Genomic DNA, 22,745 nt, shown 5'->3' on the forward strand with positions numbered 1-22,745 from the left:
GCAGGGCGGGCTCTCCCCTTGCGCGGGGCGTCAAGCCCGATATGCTGACGCAGCCCCCCCACCGGAGCCGCGCCATGTCCCGACTGCCTGTCAAGGACAGTCCGCCCCGTTTCGATCCGGCCGCTCTGGCCGGTCTGCTGCCCGGTCACGCGGCGGGCGATGCGGTCTGGGTCGATGTGCTGTCGGCCGTTGATCGCACCTATGCGGAACTTGTCGATTATCAGGAACGGCTGGAGCGGCAGAACCACGAGCTGGAAGACCTGCGCTCCTATCTCGGTTCGATCTTCGCCTCGGTCTCGGATGCGCTGATCGTCGTCTCGCGCGCGGGGGAGGTGCTGGGCACTTCGGCCTCGGTCGAGGCACTGACCGGGCAGGGGACGGGGGTCTGGCAGGGGCGGCCGCTCTCGGCGCTGTTCGATCCGGCCTCGGGGCCGCGGCTCGAACGCGTGCTGGCCGAGGCGGCGAACCGCCGTGCCCCGGTCACCGTCGAGGCAGCGCTGATCGGCCCGGACGGCCCGGCGCCGCTGGAACTCTCGGTCAGCCCGCGGCTGGACGAGCGGGATCGCATCATCGGCTATGTGCTGACCGGCCGTCCGCTGGGGGAATTGCGCCAGGCCTATTCCGAGCTCGAACGCTCGCATGCGGCGCTGATCGCGGCACAGGCGCAGCTGGTGCGCAATGAAAAGCTGGCCTCGCTTGGCCGTCTGCTGGCGGGGGTCGCGCATGAGCTGAACAACCCGATTTCCTTCGTTTACGCCAATGCCCATGCGATGGAACGCTATGCCGCGAAATTCGAGACCTATTTCGCCGCGGTGCAGGCGGGGGCCACGCGCGCGGAGCTGGTGGCGCTGCGCGAGCGGCTGAAACTGGAACGCGAGGTCGGCAATCTGCGCACCGCGATTGATGGCGCCCGCGACGGGGCCGAGCGGGTCCGCGCCATCGTCGAGGATCTGCGTCGGCTCTCCTCGGAGGGCACCGGTGCGCAGGTGGTCTTCGATCTGGTCGCCACTGCCGGGGTGGCGGCGGATTGGGTCCGGCGCGGCTCGAAAACCGCGGTGGCGGTCGAGTTCACCGGCCTTGCCGCGCTCGAGGTGATCGGGCGGCCGGGTCATATTCAGCAGGTGGTGATGAATCTGGTGCAAAACGCCCTTGATGCGATGGGCGATTTTCAGGACGGCCGCATCCGCATCGAGGCGCGGATCGCGGCCGGGCGGGGCGAGCTGGTCGTCTCCGACACCGGGCCGGGCGTGGCCGAGGATGTGGCGCCGACGATTTTCGACCCGTTCTTCACCACCAAGGATGTCGGCAAGGGCACCGGGCTGGGCCTGTCGATCAGCGCCAAGATCGTCGAGGAACACGGCGGGCGGCTGCGGCTTTTGCCCGAAAGCCCGCTCGGCGGCGCCTGTTTCGGCTTCGATCTGGCCTTGGCGGGGGCACCGGCATGAAGGTTCTGTGGTTGCAGGCCTCGGGCTGCGGCGGCTGCACGATGTCGGCGCTTTGTGCCGAGGCCCCCGATCTGATCGACACTTTGGCCACGGCGGGGGTGGAGTTCCTGTGGCATCCGGCGCTCAGCCTCGCCACCGGCGGCGAGGTGAGGCAGCTTTTGCAGGCGATCGAGGCCGGAGAGATCGCGCTGGATTGTCTGGCCATCGAGGGCGCGATCGCCCGCGGGCCGATGGGCACGGGGCGGTTTCAGATGCTCTCGGGCACCGGGCGCGCGATGCTCGACTGGGTGCGGGCGCTGGCGCCGCTGGCGGGACATGTGGTGGCGGTGGGGTCTTGTGCCGCTTATGGCGGCGTGACCTCGGCCGGGGGGAACCCCTCGGATGCGGTCGGGCTGGTCTATGAGGGCGCGCATCCGGGCGGCGTGCTGGCGCCCGGGTTCCGCGGCCGCTCTGGCCTGCCCGTCGTCAATATCGCGGGCTGTCCGACCCATCCGGGCTGGGTCACCGAGACGCTGATGCTGCTTGCGCAGCGCAAACTGTCCGAGGCCGATCTGGATGCGCTGGGGCGTCCGCTGTTCTATGCGCAACATCTGGTGCATCACGGCTGCCCGCGCAACGAATTCTATGAATACAAGGCCTCGGCGCTGCAGCTGTCCGATCTGGGCTGCATGATGGAACATCTGGGCTGCGTCGGCACGCAGGCCGTGGGCGATTGCAACATCCGCCCCTGGAACGGCGAGGGGTCCTGCACGCGGGGCGGCTATCCCTGCATCGCCTGCACCGCGCCCGAGTTCGAGGAACCCCGCCACCCTTTCACCGAAACCCCGAAGGTCGCGGGCATTCCGGTGGGGCTTCCGGCCGACATGCCGAAGGCCTGGTTCATGGCGCTGGCCTCGCTGTCGAAAGCCGCCACGCCCGCGCGGATCGCGCAAAACGCCACCGCCCCGCGCCTTGCCGTGCCGCCGACGATCCGCAAACCCGGGGGGCGGCGATGAGCGACAGGCCGCGGCTGGTCGTCGGCCCGTTCAACCGGGTCGAGGGCGATCTGGAAGTGCATCTCGATCTGGCCGGGGGGCGGGTGGCCGCGGCCCGGGTCAACAGCCCGCTGTACCGCGGCTTCGAGCGCATGCTGGAGGGGCGCGACCCCAGCGACGCGCTGACGCTGACGCCGCGGATCTGCGGCATCTGCTCGATCTCGCAATCGGCTGCCGCCGCGCGGGCGCTGGGCGCGGCGATGGGGCTTTCGCCGACCGACCAGGGCGCGCGGCTGGCCGCGCTCATTCATGCGGTCGAGAATGTCTCGGACCATCTGGTGCATTTCAACCTGTTCTTCATGCCCGATTTCACCCGGCCCTGTTACGCCGCCCGGCCGTGGTATCCGCGCGCCGTCGCGCGCTTTGCCGCGATCGAGGGGCAGGCGGCCCGGGCGGCGATTGCGGCGCGTTCGGGGCTGATGCACATTCTGGGGCTGGTGGCGGGGAAATGGCCGCATACATTGGCGCTGCAACCGGGCGGTGTCACCCGCACGCCCGGCCCGCGCGAGGTGCTGCGCATTCAGACCGAGCTGCGGATGTTCCGCAAGCATCTGGAAACGCAGGTTTTCGGCGGGCGGCTTGAAGATTTCGCCGCGCTTGCCACGGTCGCCGATCTGATGCGCTGGGATCGCGGCGATGCCGGGCTTTTTGTGGAGATCGCCGCCGATCTGGACCTCGACCGGCTTGGCCGCGGCGCCGGGCGCTATCTGAGTTTCGGCGCCTATCCGCTGGCCGAGGGGCATGGCTTCGCCCCCGGTCTTTGGCAGGCGGGCGCGGTCACGGCGCCCGACATGGCGACGATTGCCGAAGACCTCAGCCATGCCTGGATGCTGGGCGGCACGGCGCATCCCTTTGACGGCGTCACCCGCCCCGACGAGACGATGCGCGCGGGCGCCTACAGCTGGTGCAAGGCGCCGCGGCTGGAGGGCGCGCCGGTCGAGGTGGGGGCGCTGGCGCGGCAGCTGATCGACGGTCATCCGCTGGCGGTTCAGTTGGCGGGCGGCGGCGTGCTGGCGCGGGTCGCCGGGCGGCTGCTGGAGCTGGCGCGGACGCAGTTTCTGATGGAGGGCTGGGCGGCGGCGCTCGATCCCGGCGCGGTCTTCATGGTGCAGGGCCGAATGCCCGAGGCGGGCGCGGGCGCCGGGCTCGTCGAGGCGGCGCGGGGAAGTCTGGGCCATTGGCTGCGCATCGAGGGCGGCAAGATCGCGTCTTACCAGATCATCGCGCCGACGACCTGGAACTTTTCCCCCCGCGATGCGCGGGGCGTGCCCGGGCCTTTGGAGGCGGCGCTGGTCGGCGCCCCGGTCGCGCCCGGCGAGGACAGTCCGGTTTCGGTGCAGCATGTCGTGCGCAGTTTCGATCCCTGCATGGTCTGCACCGTGCATTGAGCGCGGTGGGGGCTCTGCCCCCACACCCCCGAGGTATTTGAGGCAAGATGAAATGCAGGCTTGGCAGATCAGGGTGCGCGGACAGGTGCAAGGCGTGGGGTTTCGGCCCTTCGTCTGGCAATTGGCGCAGGCGCGCGGGCTGCGCGGGGTGGTGCTGAACGATGCCGAGGGGGTGCTGATCCGGGTCGCGGGAGATCTGGGCGATTTCGCCGCGGCCTTGCGGGATCAGGCGCCGCCCTTGGCGCGGGTCGATGCGGTCGAGGTTGTCGCGGCGGTCTTTGACGATCTGCCCGAGGGGTTTCGGATCGGCGCCTCGGGGGGCGCGGGGGCCGAGACGCGGGTGACGCCCGATGCCGCGACCTGTCCGGCCTGTCTGGCGGAGATCCGGGGGGAGGGGCGGCGGCGCGGCTATGCCTTCACCAACTGCACCCATTGCGGGCCGCGGTTTTCCATTCTGCAAAGCCTGCCCTATGACCGCGCCCGCACGACGATGGCGCGGTTCGAGATGTGCCCGGCCTGCCGGGCCGAATACGAAGACCCCGCCGACCGGCGCTTTCACGCCCAGCCGATCGCCTGTCCCGATTGCGGGCCGCGGCTCTGGCTGGAACTGGGCGGGGCAGAGCTGCCGGGCGATGCGATCGCGCAGGCCGCCGCGCGGTTGCAGGCCGGGGAAATCCTTGCGGTGAAAGGGCTTGGCGGCTTTCATCTGGCCTGCGATGCCGGCAATGCCGAAGCCGTCGACCGGCTGCGCGCAAGGAAGCACCGCCCGGCCAAGCCCTTTGCGCTGATGGCGCGCGAAGCCGATCTGGCGCGCATCGTTTCGGTCAGCCCCGCGGCCCTTGCGGCGCTGCGCGATCCCGCGGCGCCGATCGTCTTGATGCCCGCGCGGGGCGCGCTGCCCGAGACCCTTGCCCCCGACATGACGGAACTTGGGGTGATGCTGCCCTATACGCCGTTGCATCATCTGCTGCTGGATGCGTTCGGCGGTGTGCTGGTGATGACCAGCGGCAACCTCTCGGGCGCGCCGCAGGTGATCGGCAACGATGAGGCGCGCGAAAAACTCTCCGCCTTTGCCGATGCTTTCCTGATGCATGATCGCGACATTGCGCGGCGGCTGGATGACTCGGTCTTGCGGGCCGATCCGCCGATGGTGCTGCGCCGGGCGCGCGGGCAGGTGCCCGGCACGCTGCCGCTGCCGCCCGGGTTTGAGACCGCGCCGCAGGTTGTCGCCTATGGCGGGCAGATGAAGGCGGCGCTGTGTCTGATCAAGACCGGCCAGGCGCTTTTGGGCCATCATCTGGGCGCGTTGGACGAGGCGCTGACCTGGGAGGCCTTCGTTCAGGCCGATGCCGATTATGCGGCGCTTTTCGACCATCACCCGCAGGCCGTGGCCGTTGATCTGCACCCCGAGTTCCGCGCCAGCCGCCACGGTGCCGCCCGGGCCGGGCGGCTTGGCGTGCCGCTGATCGCAGTGCAGCACCATCACGCCCATCTGGCCGCCTGTCTGGGCGAAAACCTCTGGCCGAAGGACGGCGGCAAGGTGGCGGCGATCGTGCTCGACGGGCTTGGCCTTGGGCCTGACGGCACGGTCTGGGGGGGCGAGCTGCTGCTGGGCGATTACGCGGGTTTCGAGCGCATCGCCTGGCTGAAGCCCGCGCCCCTCATCGGCGGCGACCGGGCGCAGAGCGAGCCCTGGCGCAATGCGCTGGTGCGGCTGGATGCGGCGGGGCTGCCGGATCTGGCCGACCGGTTCTTCCGCGAAGCGCCGCGCGATCTGGCCCGGCAGATGGCGGCCAAGGGGATCAACGCGCCGCTGTCGTCTTCTGCCGGGCGGCTTTTCGATGCCGTCGCCGCCTGTCTCGGCATCTGCCCGATGCGCCAAAGCTACGAGGGCGAGGCGGCGATGCGGCTGGAATCACTTGCTGCCGAGACCGGTCCGGTGCTGGATCTGCCGGTCCTTGCGGGCGCAATCGACCCGGCGCCGCTGTTTCAACTTCTGGCGGCAGGCGAACGCCCCGACCACGTCGCCCATGCGCTGCACGCCAGCCTTGCGCAGGCTTTTGCCGCTGAGGCCGTGGCGCTGATCGACAGCGGACGGGCCGCGGCGGTGGCGCTGACGGGCGGCTGTTTTCAGAATTCCAGAATTGCAACCATGACGCGGAAAATCCTTGCCGATCAAAGGATTCTGACGCAGTGCAGCATCCCGGCCAATGATGGCGGGCTGGCGCTGGGTCAGGCCCTTGTCGCGGCGGCAAAATTGGAAAGCTTCTGATCGAAGTGGAAATGGAATCGATCAAATTCCTTTCGGATTTTTTGCGTGACAAAATCACACACCCTTGAAAGGCAAGGAAAAATTTTTCTGCGACAATTTGCCGTTTCTCATTGGCGGAAACCGGCCCAACCATGAGAATTCCACTCTACCCATGGGCGGCCGAGGAGGTCACGGACGTCACAAGGCAAGGGAGGGACAATTGTCGGACATCGAAACTTTCTATGACGTGATGCGGCGTCAGGGGATCACCCGGCGCAGTTTCATGAAGTTCTGTTCGCTCACCGCGGCAGCCTTGGGTCTTGGCCCCTCCTTCGTGCCGAAAATCGCCGAAGCCATGGAGACGAAGCCGCGCACGCCGGTCGTCTGGGTGCACGGGCTGGAATGCACCTGCTGTTCGGAAAGCTTCATCCGCTCGGCGCATCCGCTGGCCAAGGATGTCGTGCTGTCGATGATCTCGCTCGATTACGACGACACGCTGATGGCCGCCGCGGGGCATGCCGCCGAAGCGGCCTTCGAGGAAACCATCGCCAAATACAAGGGCAACTACATCCTGGCCGTCGAGGGCAACCCGCCGCTCAATGAAGACGGGATGTTCTGCATCACCGGCGGCAAGCCCTTTGTCGAGAAGCTGCGCCACGCCGCGGAAGGGGCCAAGGCGATCATCAGCTGGGGCGCCTGCGCATCCTATGGCTGCGTGCAGGCCGCGGCGCCGAACCCGACCCGGGCGACGCCGGTGCACAAGGTGATCACCGACAAGCCGATCATCAAGGTCCCGGGCTGCCCGCCGATCGCCGAGGTGATGACCGGCGTCATCACCTACATGCTGACCTTCGACCGGATGCCGGAACTGGACCGTCAGGGCCGCCCGGCAATGTTCTACAGCCAGCGCATCCACGACAAATGCTACCGCCGCCCGCATTTCGACGCGGGCCAGTTCGTCGAACACTGGGACGACGAAAACGCGCGCAAGGGCTATTGCCTTTACAAGATGGGCTGCAAGGGCCCGACCACCTACAACGCCTGTTCGACCGTGCGCTGGAACGGCGGCGTCAGCTTTCCGATCCAGTCCGGCCATGGCTGCATCGGCTGTTCCGAGGACGGGTTCTGGGATCAGGGCAGCTTCTATGACCGGCTGACCACGATCAAGCAATTCGGCATCGAGGCCACCGCCGACAAGATCGGCTGGACCGCCACCGGCCTTGTGGGCGCCGGTGTCGCCGCGCATGCCGCGGTCTCCGTGCTCAAGCGGGCGCAGAAAAAGAACGAGGAGGCGTAAGCCATGACGACCCAGACGCCGAATGGCTTTACCCTTGATAATGCGGGCAAACGCATCGTCGTCGATCCGGTCACCCGGATCGAGGGCCACATGCGCTGCGAAGTGAACGTCAACGATCAGGGCATCATCACCAATGCGGTTTCGACCGGGACGATGTGGCGCGGCCTTGAAGTCATCCTGAAGGGCCGCGATCCGCGCGACGCCTGGGCCTTCACCGAACGCATCTGCGGCGTCTGCACCGGCACGCATGCGCTGACCTCGGTCCGCGCGGTCGAAAGCGCGCTCGGGATCACCATCCCGGACAATGCCAATTCGATCCGCAACATGATGCAGCTGAACCTGCAGATCCACGACCATATCGTGCACTTCTATCACCTGCATGCGCTGGACTGGGTGAACCCGGTCAATGCGCTTCGGGCCGATCCGAAGGCGACGTCCGAGCTGCAGCAGATGGTTTCGCCCAGCCATCCGCTGTCCTCGCCCGGCTATTTCCGCGACGTGCAGAACCGGCTGAAGAAATTCGTCGAATCCGGGCAGCTCGGTCTGTTCAAGAACGGCTACTGGGACAATCCGGCCTACAAGCTGCCGCCCGAAGCCGATCTGATGGCGACGACGCATTATCTCGAAGCGCTTGATCTGCAAAAGGAAGTGGTCAAGGTCCACACGATCTTCGGCGGCAAGAACCCGCATCCGAACTGGCTGGTGGGCGGCGTGCCCTGTCCGATCAACGTCCATGGCGTCGGCGCGGTCGGCGCGATCAACATGGAGCGGCTCAACCTCGTCTCCTCGATCATCGACCGTTGCACCGAATTCACCCGCAACGTCTATCTGCCCGACCTGAAAGCCATCGGCGGCTTCTACAAGGACTGGCTTTACGGCGGCGGTCTGGCGGGGCAATCGGTGATGTCCTATGGCGACATCCCGGAAAACCCGAATGATTTCAGCGCCGAACAGCTGCATCTGCCGCGGGGCGCGATCATCAACGGCAACCTCAACGAGGTGCATGACGTCGACACGACCGACCCCGAACAGGTGCAGGAATTCGTCGACCATTCCTGGTATGATTACGGCGAGCCGGGGATGGGGCTGCATCCCTGGGATGGCCGGACCGAGCCGAAATTCGAGCTGGGCCCGAACCTGAAAGGCACCCGCACCAATATCGAGAACATCGACGAAGGCGCGAAATATTCCTGGATCAAGGCGCCGCGCTGGCGCGGCAATGCGATGGAGGTGGGGCCGCTCGCCCGCTATATCGTCGGCTATGCCAAGGGTCACGAGGACATCAAGAACCAGGTCGAGGGCCTGCTGCGCGACATGAACCTGCCGGTCTCGGCGCTGTTCTCGACGCTGGGCCGGACCGCGGCGCGGGCTTTGGAGGCGGAATACTGCTGCCGTCTGCAAAAGCACTTCTTCGACAAGATGATGACCAACATCAAGAACGGCGACAGCTCGACCGCGAATGTCGAAAAATGGGATCCCTCGACCTGGCCCAGGGAAGCCAAGGGCGTGGGCATGACCGAGGCGCCGCGCGGCGCGCTCGGCCACTGGGTCAGGATCAAGGACGGCCGCATCGAGAATTATCAATGCGTCGTGCCGACGACCTGGAACGGCTCGCCCCGCGACAGCAAGGGCAATATCGGCGCCTTCGAGGCCTCGCTGCTGAACACGAAGATGGAGCGCCCCGAGGAGCCGGTCGAAATCCTGCGCACGCTGCACAGCTTCGATCCCTGCCTTGCCTGTTCGACGCATGTGATGTCGGCCGAAGGCGCCCCCCTGACCACCGTCAAGGTCCGGTAGGGGGATGCCATGAAGGGAGTTTCCGACGAAAGGATCAATGCCCCCGTCCGTGGCCCGGATGAAATCTTCGAGGCCTCGCGACTGACCGGCGACGCCACCCGCGAAGACCTTGAAAGCATCCGGCGGCGCACCTCCGTCTATGTCTACGAGGCGCCGGTGCGGGTCTGGCACTGGGTCAATGCGCTGGCGATCACCATTCTGGTGGTCACCGGCTATCTCATCGCCTCGCCGCTGCCCTCGATGCAGATCGGCGAGGCCACCGACCAGTTCGTGATGGGCTACATCCGCTTTGCCCATTTCGCCGCCGGGGTGGTGATGTCGGTGGGCTTTTTCGGCCGCATCTACTGGGCTTTCGTGGGCAACCGCCACGCCTGGCAGATGTTCTACATCCCGATCTTCAACAAGCGCTACTGGAAGGAATTCGTCTTCGAGCTGCGCTGGTATTTCTTCCTGGAAGAAGAGCCGAAGAAATACATCGGCCACAACCCGTTGGCGCATGCGGCGATGTTCACCTTCATCACGCTGGGCATCACCTTCATGATGATCACCGGCTGGGCGCTTTATGCCGAAGGCGCCGGGCAGGGCGGCGTGACCGACAGCCTGTTCGGCTGGGTGCTGGGCTATGTGCAAAACAGCCAGCGGCTGCACACTTTGCACCATCTGGGCATGTGGGCGATCGTGATCTTCGCGATCATCCATATCTACGCCGCCGTCCGCGAAGACGTGATGAGCCGTCAGTCGATGGTCTCGACGATGATCTCGGGGCACCGGACCTTCAAGGACGACCGGATCGAGTGACCCCGACCAGGGGCGGAACCGGGCGCAGAAGGCTCTGCGCCCGGTTTTTTGTGGAAATAGTTCTTCCAAATACATCATAAAACTGGTAAGAAAGTTTCCGAAATTCGCGATGTTCCGACTCTCTTGCCGGGTTTTGCCGGTCTGGGGGCTGGATCATCATCGGGGCCGAGCGCCCGCGCGAGCCACGGTCTAGGGAGGGAACCATGCCAGCATTCACACCTGAACGGGTGCTCGTTCTGGGCATCGGCAATGTGCTTTGGGCCGACGAGGGCTTCGGCGTGCGCTGCGTCGAGCGGATGGCCGAAACCCATGCGCTGCCCGCCAATGTCCGGCTGCTCGATGGCGGCACGCAGGGGCTTTACCTGCTGCCGTTTCTGGAAGAGGCCGAGGCGCTGATCGTCTTTGACGCGGTCGATTTCGGCCTTGCGCCGGGCAGGCTGCTCACCCTGCGCGACGGCGATGTTCCCGCCTTCATGGGCGCGAAAAAGATGAGCCTGCATCAGACCGGCTTTCAGGACGTGATCGCGACGGCGCAACTGATGGGCTATTGCCCCGCGCATATGACGCTGATCGGCTGCCAGCCGGTCGAGCTGGAAGATTACGGCGGCTCCCTGCGCCCGGCCGTGGCGGAACAGGTCGATCCTGCGATCGCCGAGGCGGTGCGCGAGCTGCGCGCCTGGGGGATCGAGGTGGGCAAGGGCGCGACGATCAGCAATGATCTGCTCGATCCCTCGCTTTCCCGCGATGTCTATGAGCGCGGCCGCCCCACCGAGGACGAGGCCTGCCGGATCGGCGATCACCGCTTCTTCCCCTCGGCCGCCAAGGTCCGCGCCTGATGTGCGTCGGCATTCCCGTGCAACTGCTGTCGGTCGATGGCATCCGCGGTGACGTGATCGAGGACGGCCGTCCGGGCCTTGTCGATCTGTCGCTCACCCCCGAGGCGCGGCCCGGCGACTGGGTTCTGGCCTTTCTCGGCGCCGCCCGCGAGGTGCTGACGCCCGAGGCCGCCGCGCAGATCACCGCCGCCCTTGCCGGGCTGCGGTCGCTGATGGCGGGCGGCGATCTTGGCGATGCCTTCGCCGATCTCGAAGCCCGTTCGCCCCAGCTTCCCCCCCATCTTCAAGCCGCGCTTGACGCCGGCAAGACCCGCGCCTGAGGTTCCGATGCACGACTTCCCCATGCCCGACACCGCGCCGCCCTCGGGCAAGATCCATCCGCTGGTGGCGCGGCTGACCACCGATTTCGGCTGGCCGCGGCTCGACAATGCGCATGACCTGCGCGAATTCACCACCCGGCCGGGGGCGCATTGCCTCTTCGTGCCGGGCGACGGCGCGCGCAATCTGGAAACCCCCGATGCCGCCGTGGTGCTGCCCGAACTGCGCCAGGCCTTCCAGAACGCCTTTGACTGCGCCGTGGTCGGCGACGGCATCGAGACCGAGCTGCGCGAGACGACGCGGGTTCTGAAAACCCCCTCGTTCCTGTTCTTCCGCGACGGCGACTTTCTGGGCGGCATCGAGAAGATCCGCGACTGGGACGATTACATCGCCCGCACCTCTCATATCCTTGCCGCGAAAGGCTGAGCCATGGTCTCGAATTTCCACCTGCCCCCCGTCGGTTTCGGCCCCGGCTCGCAGAGCGACGAGGACGAGGAACTGGGCTACATGCAGCTGCCCTCCGGCATGCGGACCTATGCGGCGCATCTGCCCGAGGTCGAGGATACGTCTTCCGTGGCCCCGGCGCTGAAGCTGCTCTCCGACATCGCCGCGGCGGCCGAGGCCTGCGTGCAGGGCGGCATGGCCAGCTTTGAGCTGGCGGGGCTTGATGCGCAAAACCGCGCGCTGATTGCGGAAACCATGGGGCAGGGCGAGGTCGCGATGAAGATCCGCGGCATCCCGGCGCTGATGGTGCAGGAATCGGTCTTTGCCGGGGTCTGGTCGGTGGCGGCCGCGGGCGTCGACCGGATCGAGGTGGGGGCGGTGCCCGCCGCGGCGCTGTCGCGCGCTTTCGAGCCCTTCCGCAAGGGTCAGACCGCGCTGCCGCCGCTGGCGGACGGGGTGGTGAACGCCCCGGCGCTGATCGCGGAACTTTTCGACAAATCCGCGGCTTATGTCGGCGGCGCGGCCGATGTCATCAACCTGACGCTCTTGCCGCATACGGAAGAAGACCTGACGCTGCTGGACACCATGCTGGGCGAGGGCGCGGTGACGATCCTGTCGCGCGGCTATGGCAATTGCCGGATCACCGCGACGGCGACGCCGCATGTCTGGCGCGTGCAGTTCTACAATTCGACCGATGCGCTGATCCTTGACACGATCGAGGTGACGACGATGCCCGAGGTGGCGCTCGCCGCGCGCGAAGATCTGGAGGATTCGGCGGACCGCATCCGCGAAGTGCTGGAGGCGATCCGTTGAGCGGGCCGTTGAGCGGGGAAAATGCGCCCCGCGCCGGGTTCGAGGGGTCGTATCTGGGTGCCAATGACCGGATTTCCGATCTGGCGATCATGGAATGCAAGATCTGCTGGACGCCCTATGATCCGGCCTCGGGCGACGAGTTCCGCCAGGTTCTGCCCGGCACGCCCTTCACCCACCTGCCCGAGGACTGGCACTGCCCGAATTGCGATGCGCCGAAAGCGCAGTTCATCGTGCAAAGCGACCCCGGCGCCCCCGCGTTGCTGGAACAGAACCGCATTGATGCGCAGGTGTCGGCGCTGGTCGCCGATTTCCGCGAGATCTGGCATGCGAAAATGCGCGACGTGCCGCTGGTGAACAAGGCTTTGTCGATCGAAGCCGTGGGCTTTCGCAGCCACGAAGGGCGCGGCCTTGGCGTGCTCGTCAGCCCCTGGTTCATGAACCTGATCCAGCTGCCCGCCGAGGGCGAGGATTGGTCGGGCCTGATTCCGGGCGCCAAGGAAGACCTGGAATTCCCCTCGGGCATCTATGAATTCATCCACAACCGGCGCGAGATGGTGGGCGGCTACAAGGCCTGCTCGCTTTATCCGACGATGGGCGATTTCCAGACCCAGATGCAGGCGGTCGATCTGGCGCGGGCGGTGATGATCGAACTCTTCAAAGCGGAAAACCGCGCCGAGACCGACCGGGCGGCGGAAATCCGCGCCACCCGCACGGCGGAACTGGCGGCGCTTGAGGCGGCCGCGGCCGAGGCGGCCGAGACTGCCGCCCGAGCCGAGGCGCTGGCGCAACCGACGCGGCGGCGGCTGATCTCGGCGGGGCTTGCGGGCGAGGGCGAGACGGAATGAGCGCGGCGCTGGGCATCGTGCTGCGTCCCGAGGGGGCGCGGCTGGCGGTCAACCTGACCCCGCCCGATCCCTTGCCGGTGGCGGCGCTGCTGCTGGGCAGACCGCCCGAAGAGGTGGCAGAGCTGCTGCCGCGGCTCTTCAATCTGTGCGGCGCGGCGCAGGGCCATGCGGCGCGGCTGGCGCTGGGGCTGGCGGCGGACGAGACGCCGTCGCGCCGCGAGATCCTGCGCGATCATCTGGCGAAGCTCTGCCTGATCTGGCCGAAGCTGCTGGGCCTTGCCCCGCAGCCCTTGCCCGATCATTGGGCCGAGGGTGGCGCGGCGCTGCAACACTGGCTGTGGGGCGGGGCGAAACCCGGTGATCTGTGGCCGTTCCTGACCTCGGGGCAGGGGGTGGCACCGCTTCTGGCATCGCTGGGCCATGCCTTTGCGCCGGGCGAGGCGGTGGCGGTCCTGCCCCCGCTCACCGATCCCATGGCCTTGACGGCGCAGGAAAATTCCCCCGCCGGACGGGTGGCCGATGATCCGCTGATGCGCCAGGCCGAGGCGCGGTTCGGCCGGGGCCCATTTTGGCGCGCGCTGGGCCGGGTCGTCGATCTGCATGCTCTGGCGCTGGCGCCGCTGGCCGCAGCAACGCCGCGGCCGGGGCTGGCGCTGGTGGCGGCGGCGCGCGGCACCTATGCGCTGTCGGCCCGGGCCGAGGCGGGGATGGTCACGGCGCTTTCCCGCGTCACCCCCACCGATCACCTGCTGGCCCCGGGCGGCGCGCTGACGCTGTCGCTGGCCAACTTGCCCGCTGCCAAGGCCGGTCTGGCGGTTTTGGTCATCGACATTCTCGACCCCTGTGTGGCAGTCTCGCTGCAGGAGCTGGCGCATGCATGAAATGTCGATCGTCGAGGGGATTCGCACGGCGATCGAGGAGTCTGCCCGCGCCAACGGGTTTTCAAAGGTGACGCGGGTGCGGCTCGAGATCGGGCGGCTGGCGGGGGTGGAGCGCGCGGCGCTGGACTTCGCCTTCGACGTGGTGCTGCGCGGATCTTTGGCCGAGGGGGCAGAGGTGCAGATTTTCGACATTCCGGGGCAGGCCGCGTGCTTTGACTGCGGAAAAACTGTCGAAATCGATCATCGGCTGGATATCTGCCCGCAGTGCGGCGGCACGCGGCTTCTGGTGCAGGGCGGTGACGAGATGCGGATCAAGGATTTGGAGGTGCTCTGATGTGCACGGTATGCGGCTGTGGCGGTCACAGCGTCGAGGACCAGTTCAAGGATCATCTGAAGAAGACCGGCAAGGACGCGGCGCACAAGCCCGCCCCCTTTGCCGTGCTGGCCGAGCCGCAGGGCCCCCACAGCCATGCGCACAGCCACAGCCACGCCGCCGGTCACGGCGCCGAGGCCGACAGCGATCACCCGCATGCGCATGGTCACGATCACGGCCATTCCCATGGCGCTTGCGCCCATGACATCCATCTGGGCCATGGCCCGGCGGGCACCGAAGTGCCCGGCATGAGCCAGGCGCGGCTGATCGAGATCGAGGCCGACATCTTGTCGAAAAACAACCAATACGCGGCGCGAAACCGGGCCGCACTGGCACAAAAGAGCATTTTTGCAACCAACCTCGTCTCCTCGCCCGGCTCGGGCAAGACCACGCTGCTGGTGCGGACGATCGAGATGCTGGGCGCGCAGCCTCTTGCGGTGATCGAGGGCGATCAGCAGACGACGAATGACGCCGACCGCATCCGCGCCACCGGGGCGGCGGCCATTCAGGTCAATACCGGCAAGGGCTGCCATCTGGACGGGGCGATGGTTGAACAGGCGCTGGCGCATCTGCCGCTGCCCGAGGGCGCGCTTTTGTTCATCGAAAACGTCGGCAATCTGGTCTGCCCGGCCGCCTTCGATCTGGGCGAGGATGCCAAGGTGGCGATCCTGTCCGTCACCGAGGGCGAGGACAAGCCCCTGAAATACCCCGACATGTTTGCCGCGGCGGGGCTGGCGATCCTCAACAAGGTCGATCTGGCGCCCTATTGCGACGTCGATCTGGATCTTTACGAGGCCAATATCCGCCGGGTGAATCCGCACATCGAAGTCTTGCGTGTCTCGGCGCGCACCGGCGAGGGCATGGCGGCCTGGATCGACTGGCTCGGCGCGGGTCTGGCGCGGAAGGCGCGGTGATGGCTGCCACGGCCCCCGCGATCCTTCTGGTCGATGACGAGCCGCATTCGCTGGCGGCGATGAAGCTGGCGCTGGAAGACGATTTCGACGTGCTGACCGCGCAGGGCGCCGAGGCGGCGATCGCCATTCTGGAAGAGGAATGGGTGCAGGTCATCATCTGCGACCAGCGCATGCCCGGCCGCACCGGCGTCGATTTCCTGACCGAGGTGCGCGAGCGCTGGCCCGAAACCGTGCGCATCATCATCACCGGCTATACCGACAGCGCCTCGATGATGGCGGCGATCAACGATGCGGGCATCCATCAGTTCCTGACCAAGCCCTGGCATCCCGAGCAGCTTTTGTCCTCGGCGCGCAATGCGGCGCGGATGTTCACCCTGGCGCGGGAAAACGAGCGGCTCTCGCTGGAGATGCGGCTGTTGAACTCGACCTCGGAAAGCCGGGTCGAGAAGCGCCGCCGCGCGTTGCGCGAGGGGATGGGGTTCGAGACGATCCTGCGCACGCCGAATTCCGCGATGAATGCGGCCATTGCGCTGGCGCGGCAATTTGCCAGTTTCGACGTGCCGGTGCTTTTGCGCGGCGAACCGGGCTCCGGGCGGGCGCAGCTGGCGCGGGCGATGCATTACGTGTCGCTGCGTTCGGACAAGCCGTTTTACGAGCTGAACCTGGCCGGTCTGCCCGAGGATCTGGCGATGATCGAGCTCTTCGGCGCGCGCCGCGGCGTGCTGCCCGGCGGCGTGGCGAAGATCGGTCTGGCGCAAAAGGCCGACCGCGGCACTTTGTTTGTCGCCGGGGTCGAGGCGGCCAGCCCGGCGCTGCAGCTGGCGTTGTTGCGGATGCTGGCCGATGGCGCGATCACGCCGCTCGGCGGGCAGGAAACCGCCTCGACCAACCTGCGGCTGATCACTGGCGCGGCAGCCGATCTGCGCGCGATGGTGGCCGAGGGGCGGTTTCGCGCCGATCTTTACTATGCGCTGTCGGCGGGGGAAATCGCGCTGCCGCCCTTGCGGGCGCGGCGCGGCGATGTCGCGGTTCTGGCGCAATCGATGCTGGCCGAGGCGGCGGTGCGGCATGGCAAGCAGGCGCTGGGCTTCGACGCGGCCGCGCTCGAGTTTCTGGAAAACTACGACTGGCCCGGCAACCTGCGGGAATTGCACAATGAAGTCACGCGGATGCTGATTTTCGCGCAGGACAATGTGCTCGGCGCCGAGCTGATTTCGCGCCACATCCTGCAGGCCGCGCCCTCGGACAGCGGCGCCGACCGCTCGGCCGAGGAGGTGATGACGGCGGATGGCACGCTCAAGGATCGCATCGAGCTGATCGAGATGCGGATCCTGCGCGAGACGCTGACCCGCAACCGCTGGAACAAGAGCCGGGCGGCGGCGGAGCTGGGGCTGAGCCGGGTCGGCCTGCGCGCGAAGCTTGACCGCTACGGCATCGAGCATCCGGCGGGCCGGGTGCAGGAAGAGGAGGAAGACTGATGTGTCTGGGGATTCCGGGGCAGATCGTGGCGATCACCGACGCCGGTCGGATGATGGCCTTGGCCGATGTGTCGGGGGTGCAGCGCGAGGTGAACGTGGCCTGCGTGGCCGAGGGTCCGCTTGACGCGCTGCTGGGGCATTGGGCGCTGATCCATGTCGGTTTCGCGATGAGCCTGATTGACGAGGCGGAGGCCGCGCGGACTTTGGAGGCCTTGCGCGATCTGGGCGAGGCGCAGGAGACGCTGGCGCAAATCGCCGAGGGCGCCGCGGCGCTGGAGGGGCGGGGATGAAATTCGCCTCGGAATTTCGCGATCCCGCGCTGGCGAAGGGGCTTTTGGCCGAGATCGCCCGGCTGGCCGGGCAGATCGGCGCGACGGCGGAAAAGCCCGTCCATATCATGGAGATCTGCGGCGGGCATACGCATTCGATCTTTCGCTACGGGCTCGACAAGCTCATTCATCCCGGCATCGAATTCATCCACGGGCCGGGCTGTCCGGTCTGCGTGCTGCCCCGCGCGCGGGTGGATGAATGCATCGAGATCGCCCGGCGCCCCGAGGTGATCTTTTGCACCTTCGGCGATGCGATGCGGGTTCCGGGCTCGAAACTGTCGCTCTTGCAGGCCAAGGCGGCGGGGGCGGATATCCGCATGGTCTATTCGCCCTTGGATGCGCTGGAACTGGCCCGGCGCAACCCCGGGCGCGAGGTGGTGTTCTTCGGGCTGGGCTTCGAGACGACGACGCCCTCGACCGCGCTCGCGATCCAGCAGGCGGCGCGCGAGGGGCTGGCGAATTTCAGTGTCTTTTGCAACCATATCACCGTGCCCGAGCCGATCAGGGCGCTGCTTGACGACCCTTACATGCGGCTCGATGGCTTCATCGGGCCGGGCCATGTCTCGATGGTGATCGGCATTCATCCCTATGATTTCATTGCACAAGACTATGGCAAGCCGCTGGTTGTCGCGGGGTTCGAGCCGACCGATCTTCTGCAGTCGGTGCTGATGGTGCTGCGCCAGATCGCGCAAGGCCGGGCGGCGGTGGAAAACCAATATGCCCGCGTCGTGCCCGAACATGGAAACAAGGTCTCGCTGGCGGCGATCGCCGATGTCTACGAGCGGCGGCCGTCGTTCGAATGGCGGGGGCTGGGGGAGATCGACGCCTCGGGGCTGCGGATCCGGGCGGCCTATCGCGCCCATGATGCCGAGGAGAAATTCGGCGTGGGTTATGCGGGCCAGCGCGCCGAGGTGGCGGAGGCCGAGGGCTGTGCCTGTGGCGCGGTGATGACGGGGCGGATGAAACCCGTCGCCTGTGCGCAATTCGGCAAGGGCTGCACGCCCGAGATGCCGCTGGGCGCCTTGATGGTGAGTTCGGAAGGGGCCTGTGCGGCCTACTGGCAATATGGCGGGGCGCGGGCGGCGGAGTAGGTTTCGGGGGCGTCGCCCCCGACCCGGCGGGGGGCTGCCGCCCCCCGCACCCCCCGCCCCAACCGGGGGGAGGCCTCGCCTCCCCCCGGGCCCCCCACCGACCGGGGGAGATGCGATCTCCCCCGGACCCCTGCGAAATCTGGAGCAAGATGAGATGGCGTTGAGAGATGAGCGGGTGACGCTGGCCCATGGCGGTGGCGGCAAGGCGATGCGGGATCTGATCGAGGAGGTCTTCACCTCGGTCTTTCAGCCGCCGGGGATGGAGGATCAGGCGCGGCTGACCGAGGCGGCGCTGGCCGAGCCCGGCGCGCGGCTGGCCTTTACCACCGACAGCTATGTGGTGACGCCGGTCGAATTTCCGGGCGGTGACATCGGCAAGATCGCGGTCTGCGGCACGGTCAATGATCTGGCCGTGGGCGGCGCGCGGCCGCTGTGGCTGTCGGCCGCCTTCATCCTCGAGGAGGGAACCGAGGTGGCGCTGTTGCGCCGGATCGTCGCCACGATGGCGCGCGAGGCGGAAGCGGCCGGGGTGCGGATCGTCACCGGCGACACCAAGGTCGTGGGGCGCGGCGCCTGTGATGGCGTCTTCGTCACCACCGCGGGGGTGGGCGTGATCCCTGCGGGGCGCGAGATCGCGGCGGGGCGGGTGCGGCCGGGCGATGTGGCGATCGTCAATGGCGTGCTGGGCGATCACGGCGCGACGATTCTGGCGGCGCGGGGCGATCTGGCGCTGCGCTCCGACATCGAGAGCGATTGCGCGGCGCTGGGCCATCTGATGGCCGATGTGATCGCGGCGGCGCCGGGGATCCGCGCGGCGCGGGATTTGACCCGGGGCGGCCTTGCCTCGGCGCTGAATGAAATCGCGCAGACGGCGGGCTGCGGCATCGTGATCGAGGAAACCGCGCTGCCGCTGCGCCCCGAGGTGGTGGGCCTGTGCGAGATCCTGGGGCTGGACCCGCTTTATCTGGCGAACGAGGGGCGGCTGGTGGTTTTCGTGCCCGAGACCGAGGCCGCCGCGGCGCTCGCGGCGATGCGGGCGCGACCCGAGGGCGCGGGGGCTTGCGTCGTCGGGCGGGCGGTGGCAGACCACGCGGGACAGGTGCGGATGCGCACGGCCTTTGGCGGGGCAAGGATCGTCGACATGCTGGTGGGTGAGCAGTTGCCGCGGATTTGTTGAGCGGCGGGCCGGGGCGGCGGGCGCTGCGCCGGAGGCAGATCGAAAGACGTTGCAGCGAGGGGCCGAAGGCCTCTCATTCGAGGAAAATTTGTTGGTTTCGCAGGGTCTTCGCAGAAAGCGAAGGCGCTCGGATCCGGCGAAGACGCAAGGGCGGGGCCCGGAAAGGAGCGATCATGATGGACGTTCCTGCGCCAGAGACGGACATGCAGAGCGTGCCGGGGGCCGAGGTTTCGGCTGCGCCGGGACCGCGGGCGGTGGTGGCCATCGGCGCCTCGGCCGGGGGGCTTGACGCGCTCGAGCGGCTTTTCGACGGGCTGCCGGCCGATACCGGCGCGGCCTATGTGGTGATCCAGCACCTCTCGCCCGACCACAAGTCGATCATGGCCTCGCTGCTGGCGCGGCATACGCGGATGCCGGTCGTCACCGTCGAGGACGAGATGGAACTGGCCGCCGACACGGTGTTTCTGATCCCGCCCGCGACGATCATGACGCTGGAGGGGCGGCATCTGCGGCTGGCGCCCAAGGATCGGCGCGTGCTGTCCTTGCCGATCGACGCGTTCTTTTCCTCGATGGCGGCGGGCTTTGGCAGCCGCGCGGTGGCGGTGGTGCTGTCGGGCACCGGCTCGGACGGCACCCGCGGCGTCGGTGCCGTGCATGCGGCGGGCGGCGTCGCCATCGCGCAAGACCCGCGCGACGCACGCTTTGACGGCATGCCGCGTTCGGCCATCGCGACGGGCTTCATCGATTCCGCGCTGGGCATCGAGCGGATCGGCCCCTGGATCGCCGATTATCTGATCCGCCGGCCGCGGCTGGGGCAGCTGACCGGGGCCGAACGTCCCGATGCCGCGACGGGGGTGGCGGTGGATGATGACCGCGTCGCCGTGGGGCAGTTCGACGGGCTCGAACCGGCCGAGGCTTTGGGCCGGATCGTCGAGATCCTGTCGCTCTCGGGCGAGGTCAATTTTCTGGATTACAAGCCCGGCACGGTGCAGCGCCGGATCGAGCGGCGGATGGGCGTGCGGCAGGTGCCGGACCTGACCTCCTATCTGGAACTGCTGACGCATGACCGCACCGAACTGGCCTGCCTGCGCCGGGAAATGCTGATCCCGGTCACCTCGTTCTTCCGCGACCCGGAGTCCTTTGCCGAACTGGCCGAAAAGGTCATCGACCCGCTGGTGGCGCAGGCCGCGGTGGGCTCGACGTTGCGGGTCTGGACGGCGGGCTGCGCGACGGGCGAGGAAGCCTATACGCTGGCGATGCTGTTCTTTGACGCCTTCGAGCGTGCCGGGCGCTGGCCGACGCTGAAGATCTTTGCCACCGATGTCGAGCCGGTGAACATCGAGACGGCGGCGGCCGGGTTCTTCCCCGAAACCATCGCCGCCGATCTGCCGACGACCTTTCTGGAACGTTTCTTCACCACCCGCGGCGGCCAATACACGATCCGCCCCGAAATCCGGCAAACCATCGTTTTCGCCCGTCACAACCTGCTGTCGGACCCGCCCTTCACCCGGATGGATCTGGTCACCTGCCGCAACACGCTGATCTATTTCCGCCCCGAGGCGCAGGAACGCGCGCTGCGGCGGATGCATTATGCGCTGCGCACCGGGGGCTATCTGTTCCTCGGCGGCTCCGAGGCGCTGGTGCAGGTGCAGGACGATTTTTCCGTGATGTCGGCGCGGCACCGGATCTGGCAGGCGCTGCGCCCGGGCGCAGCGCCGCTGACCGACCGTCGCGCCGGGCTTTACGTCACGCCGCGCCCGCCGCGCACGCGGGCCGACAATGCGCCGCTCACCGCGGTCGAGCGCGGCTTTGCCACGCTCTCGCGCAGCTATGCGCCGCCGCCCGCGCTTTTGGTCAACAGCCACCACGAGATCCTGCATTCCTATGGCGAGGTCAGCCGCTTCATGCAGATGCGCGAAGGCGCCGCCTCGCTGGAGATCGGCCGGATGCTGGTCGAGCCGCTTCTGCCCGTCGCCTCGGCGCTGCTGTTCAAATCGGCGCGGCTGGGCGAGGAGGCGGCCTCGGATTCGATCCCGCTGGCTGAAGGGGTGATCGGCCCCGATCCGACCCGGCTGCGGCTGCGGGTCATGCCGGTCAAGCAGGGCGCCGACAGCGACGAGGGGCGGCTTTACATCCTCGCCTTCGAACCCGACGAAGGCGTCGATGACGGCATTTCCGGCATCGACATCGACCGCGAGGTCGGCGCGCGGATCGAGATGCTGGAAGCCGAGCTGGCGATGACGCGCGAAAGCCTGCAGGCGATGATCGAGGAGCTGGAAACCTCGAACGAGGAATTGCAGGCGACGAACGAGGAGATGATGGCCTCGAACGAGGAGCTGCAATCGGCGAACGAGGAATTGCAGTCGGTCAACGAGGAGCTGAACTCGCTCAATGCGGAATATCAGGAAAAGATCGACCTTCTGAACCGCTCGAATGCCGATCTGGACAGCCTGACCGAGATCATGGCGATGAGCACGATCTTTGTCGACAGCGAGCTGACGGTGACGCGGTTCAGCCCCGACGCGGCCGAGCTGTTCCGCATCCGCGATGTCGATGTCGGCCGCCCGCTCGGCGATCTGACGCATCGGCTGGATTATCCGGCGCTGCTCGATGATCTGCGCCGCACGCTGCAGGGCCAGTCGCGCACCGAGCGCGAGGTCTCGGGGCTGAACGGGCGGCATTATCTGGTGCGGATGCTGCCTTACCGGGTGCCGTCCTCCTCGGCGCAGGGCGCGGTGGTGACCTTTGTCGACATCACCCAGACCCGCAATCTGCAGCTTTTGCAGGCGGTGATCGACGGGCTGGCGGAACATGTGGCGGTGCTGGACGGGCAGGGCGACATTCTGCTGGTGAACGCCGCCTGGACCCGGTTTGCGACCGACAATGGCGATCCGGCGCTGGCCCATACCGGGGTCGGCACGAATTACGTCGGCCGCTGCGACATCGGCGAGGGGGCGGTCGATTCGAGCTATGCGAAACGCGCGGTCGAGGGGATCCGCAGCGTCCTGACCGGCAAGCAGCGGCATTTCACCATGGAATATCCCTGCGATGCGCCGGGTCTGCCGCGCTGGTTCGTGATGCATGCGCGCCCGCTCGATGGCGCCCGCGGCGGCGCCGTGGTCAGCCATATCGAGATCACCCGCTGGCACAGCCAGACCGAGGCCCAGGGCGCGGCCGGATCTGCTGGACCCGAACCGGATGCGCCCGAAGCGGATGGGGGGGCGCCGCGCGCATGA

Annotated in this window: 20 protein-coding genes; all 20 read left to right on the forward strand. The window is 67.4% G+C overall.

Annotation, left to right across the window (positions count from 1 at the left end; genetic code table 11):
• Positions 1-74 precede the first annotated feature (74 nt).
• The 20 genes from LY44_RS07415 to LY44_RS07510 all read left to right on the forward strand — a co-directional run bounded on the left by LY44_RS07415 (position 75) and on the right by LY44_RS07510 (position 22,745).
• A complete protein-coding gene (locus tag LY44_RS07415) occupies positions 75-1,445 on the forward strand; it encodes a sensor histidine kinase (protein WP_111395990.1) in 1,371 nt (456 codons plus the stop codon).
• Entirely contained in the window at positions 1,442-2,440 is a 999-nt protein-coding gene (locus LY44_RS07420) for an NADH-quinone oxidoreductase subunit B family protein (protein ID WP_055210726.1), read from the forward strand. Before LY44_RS07415 ends, LY44_RS07420 begins: the two co-directional genes overlap by 4 nt.
• The gene (locus tag LY44_RS07425) at positions 2,437-3,867 is read left to right on the forward strand and encodes a nickel-dependent hydrogenase large subunit (protein ID WP_055210724.1); all 1,431 of its coding nucleotides are present in this window, start codon (positions 2,437-2,439) and stop codon (positions 3,865-3,867) included. The genes LY44_RS07420 and LY44_RS07425 overlap by 4 nt, the downstream gene beginning before the upstream one ends.
• A gap of 52 nt (positions 3,868-3,919) precedes the next feature.
• Positions 3,920-6,139, forward strand: a complete 2,220-nt coding sequence (hypF, locus tag LY44_RS07430; RefSeq protein WP_055210721.1) for a carbamoyltransferase HypF — start codon at positions 3,920-3,922, stop codon at positions 6,137-6,139.
• A gap of 199 nt (positions 6,140-6,338) precedes the next feature.
• On the forward strand, positions 6,339-7,415 hold the full coding sequence (locus LY44_RS07435; protein WP_055210719.1) for a hydrogenase small subunit: 1,077 nt from the start codon (positions 6,339-6,341) through the stop codon (positions 7,413-7,415).
• Between the two features lie 3 nt (positions 7,416-7,418).
• Positions 7,419-9,212 (forward strand): nickel-dependent hydrogenase large subunit, encoded by a 1,794-nt coding sequence (locus LY44_RS07440; protein WP_055210717.1) that lies wholly within the window; start codon positions 7,419-7,421, stop codon positions 9,210-9,212.
• A 9-nt stretch (positions 9,213-9,221) separates the two neighbouring features.
• Positions 9,222-10,010: a Ni/Fe-hydrogenase, b-type cytochrome subunit gene (cybH, locus tag LY44_RS07445; RefSeq protein WP_055210715.1), complete on the forward strand. Its 789-nt coding sequence runs from the start codon at positions 9,222-9,224 to the stop codon at positions 10,008-10,010.
• 203 nt (positions 10,011-10,213) lie between these two features.
• A complete protein-coding gene (locus LY44_RS07450; protein WP_055210713.1) occupies positions 10,214-10,846 on the forward strand; it encodes a HyaD/HybD family hydrogenase maturation endopeptidase in 633 nt (210 codons plus the stop codon).
• Complete coding sequence (locus LY44_RS07455) at positions 10,846-11,166, forward strand: HypC/HybG/HupF family hydrogenase formation chaperone (RefSeq protein ID WP_055210711.1); 321 nt, start codon at positions 10,846-10,848, stop codon at positions 11,164-11,166. The genes LY44_RS07450 and LY44_RS07455 overlap by 1 nt, the downstream gene beginning before the upstream one ends.
• 7 nt (positions 11,167-11,173) lie before the next feature.
• Positions 11,174-11,590 (forward strand): thioredoxin domain-containing protein, encoded by a 417-nt coding sequence (locus tag LY44_RS07460; RefSeq protein ID WP_081024482.1) that lies wholly within the window; start codon positions 11,174-11,176, stop codon positions 11,588-11,590.
• A gap of 3 nt (positions 11,591-11,593) precedes the next feature.
• The gene (locus tag LY44_RS07465; protein ID WP_055210708.1) at positions 11,594-12,421 is read left to right on the forward strand and encodes a hydrogenase expression/formation protein; all 828 of its coding nucleotides are present in this window, start codon (positions 11,594-11,596) and stop codon (positions 12,419-12,421) included.
• An 89-nt stretch (positions 12,422-12,510) separates the two neighbouring features.
• Positions 12,511-13,266, forward strand: coding sequence for a [NiFe]-hydrogenase assembly chaperone HybE (locus LY44_RS07470; RefSeq protein WP_055210800.1), 756 nt, complete (start codon positions 12,511-12,513; stop codon positions 13,264-13,266).
• A complete protein-coding gene (locus LY44_RS07475; protein WP_065118397.1) occupies positions 13,263-14,147 on the forward strand; it encodes a hypothetical protein in 885 nt (294 codons plus the stop codon). The genes LY44_RS07470 and LY44_RS07475 overlap by 4 nt, the downstream gene beginning before the upstream one ends.
• Positions 14,140-14,481 (forward strand): hydrogenase maturation nickel metallochaperone HypA, encoded by a 342-nt coding sequence (gene hypA, locus LY44_RS07480; RefSeq protein WP_055210706.1) that lies wholly within the window; start codon positions 14,140-14,142, stop codon positions 14,479-14,481. Before LY44_RS07475 ends, hypA begins: the two co-directional genes overlap by 8 nt.
• Positions 14,481-15,434: a hydrogenase nickel incorporation protein HypB gene (gene hypB, locus LY44_RS07485; RefSeq protein ID WP_111395992.1), complete on the forward strand. Its 954-nt coding sequence runs from the start codon at positions 14,481-14,483 to the stop codon at positions 15,432-15,434. The genes hypA and hypB overlap by 1 nt, the downstream gene beginning before the upstream one ends.
• The gene (locus LY44_RS07490; RefSeq protein WP_055210705.1) at positions 15,434-16,912 is read left to right on the forward strand and encodes a sigma-54-dependent transcriptional regulator; all 1,479 of its coding nucleotides are present in this window, start codon (positions 15,434-15,436) and stop codon (positions 16,910-16,912) included. The genes hypB and LY44_RS07490 overlap by 1 nt, the downstream gene beginning before the upstream one ends.
• Positions 16,912-17,202 (forward strand): HypC/HybG/HupF family hydrogenase formation chaperone, encoded by a 291-nt coding sequence (gene hypC / locus LY44_RS07495; protein WP_055210703.1) that lies wholly within the window; start codon positions 16,912-16,914, stop codon positions 17,200-17,202. The genes LY44_RS07490 and hypC overlap by 1 nt, the downstream gene beginning before the upstream one ends.
• Positions 17,199-18,332 (forward strand): hydrogenase formation protein HypD, encoded by a 1,134-nt coding sequence (gene hypD / locus LY44_RS07500; RefSeq protein ID WP_055210701.1) that lies wholly within the window; start codon positions 17,199-17,201, stop codon positions 18,330-18,332. Before hypC ends, hypD begins: the two co-directional genes overlap by 4 nt.
• Positions 18,333-18,486: 154 nt before the next feature.
• The gene (gene hypE / locus LY44_RS07505) at positions 18,487-19,509 is read left to right on the forward strand and encodes a hydrogenase expression/formation protein HypE (protein ID WP_055213583.1); all 1,023 of its coding nucleotides are present in this window, start codon (positions 18,487-18,489) and stop codon (positions 19,507-19,509) included.
• Positions 19,510-19,682: 173 nt separating this feature from the next.
• Positions 19,683-22,745 (forward strand): CheR family methyltransferase, encoded by a 3,063-nt coding sequence (locus LY44_RS07510; RefSeq protein ID WP_055213581.1) that lies wholly within the window; start codon positions 19,683-19,685, stop codon positions 22,743-22,745.

The organism is Rhodobacter capsulatus (genome assembly GCF_003254295.1).
Classification (GTDB): Bacteria; Pseudomonadota; Alphaproteobacteria; order Rhodobacterales; family Rhodobacteraceae; genus Rhodobacter; species Rhodobacter capsulatus.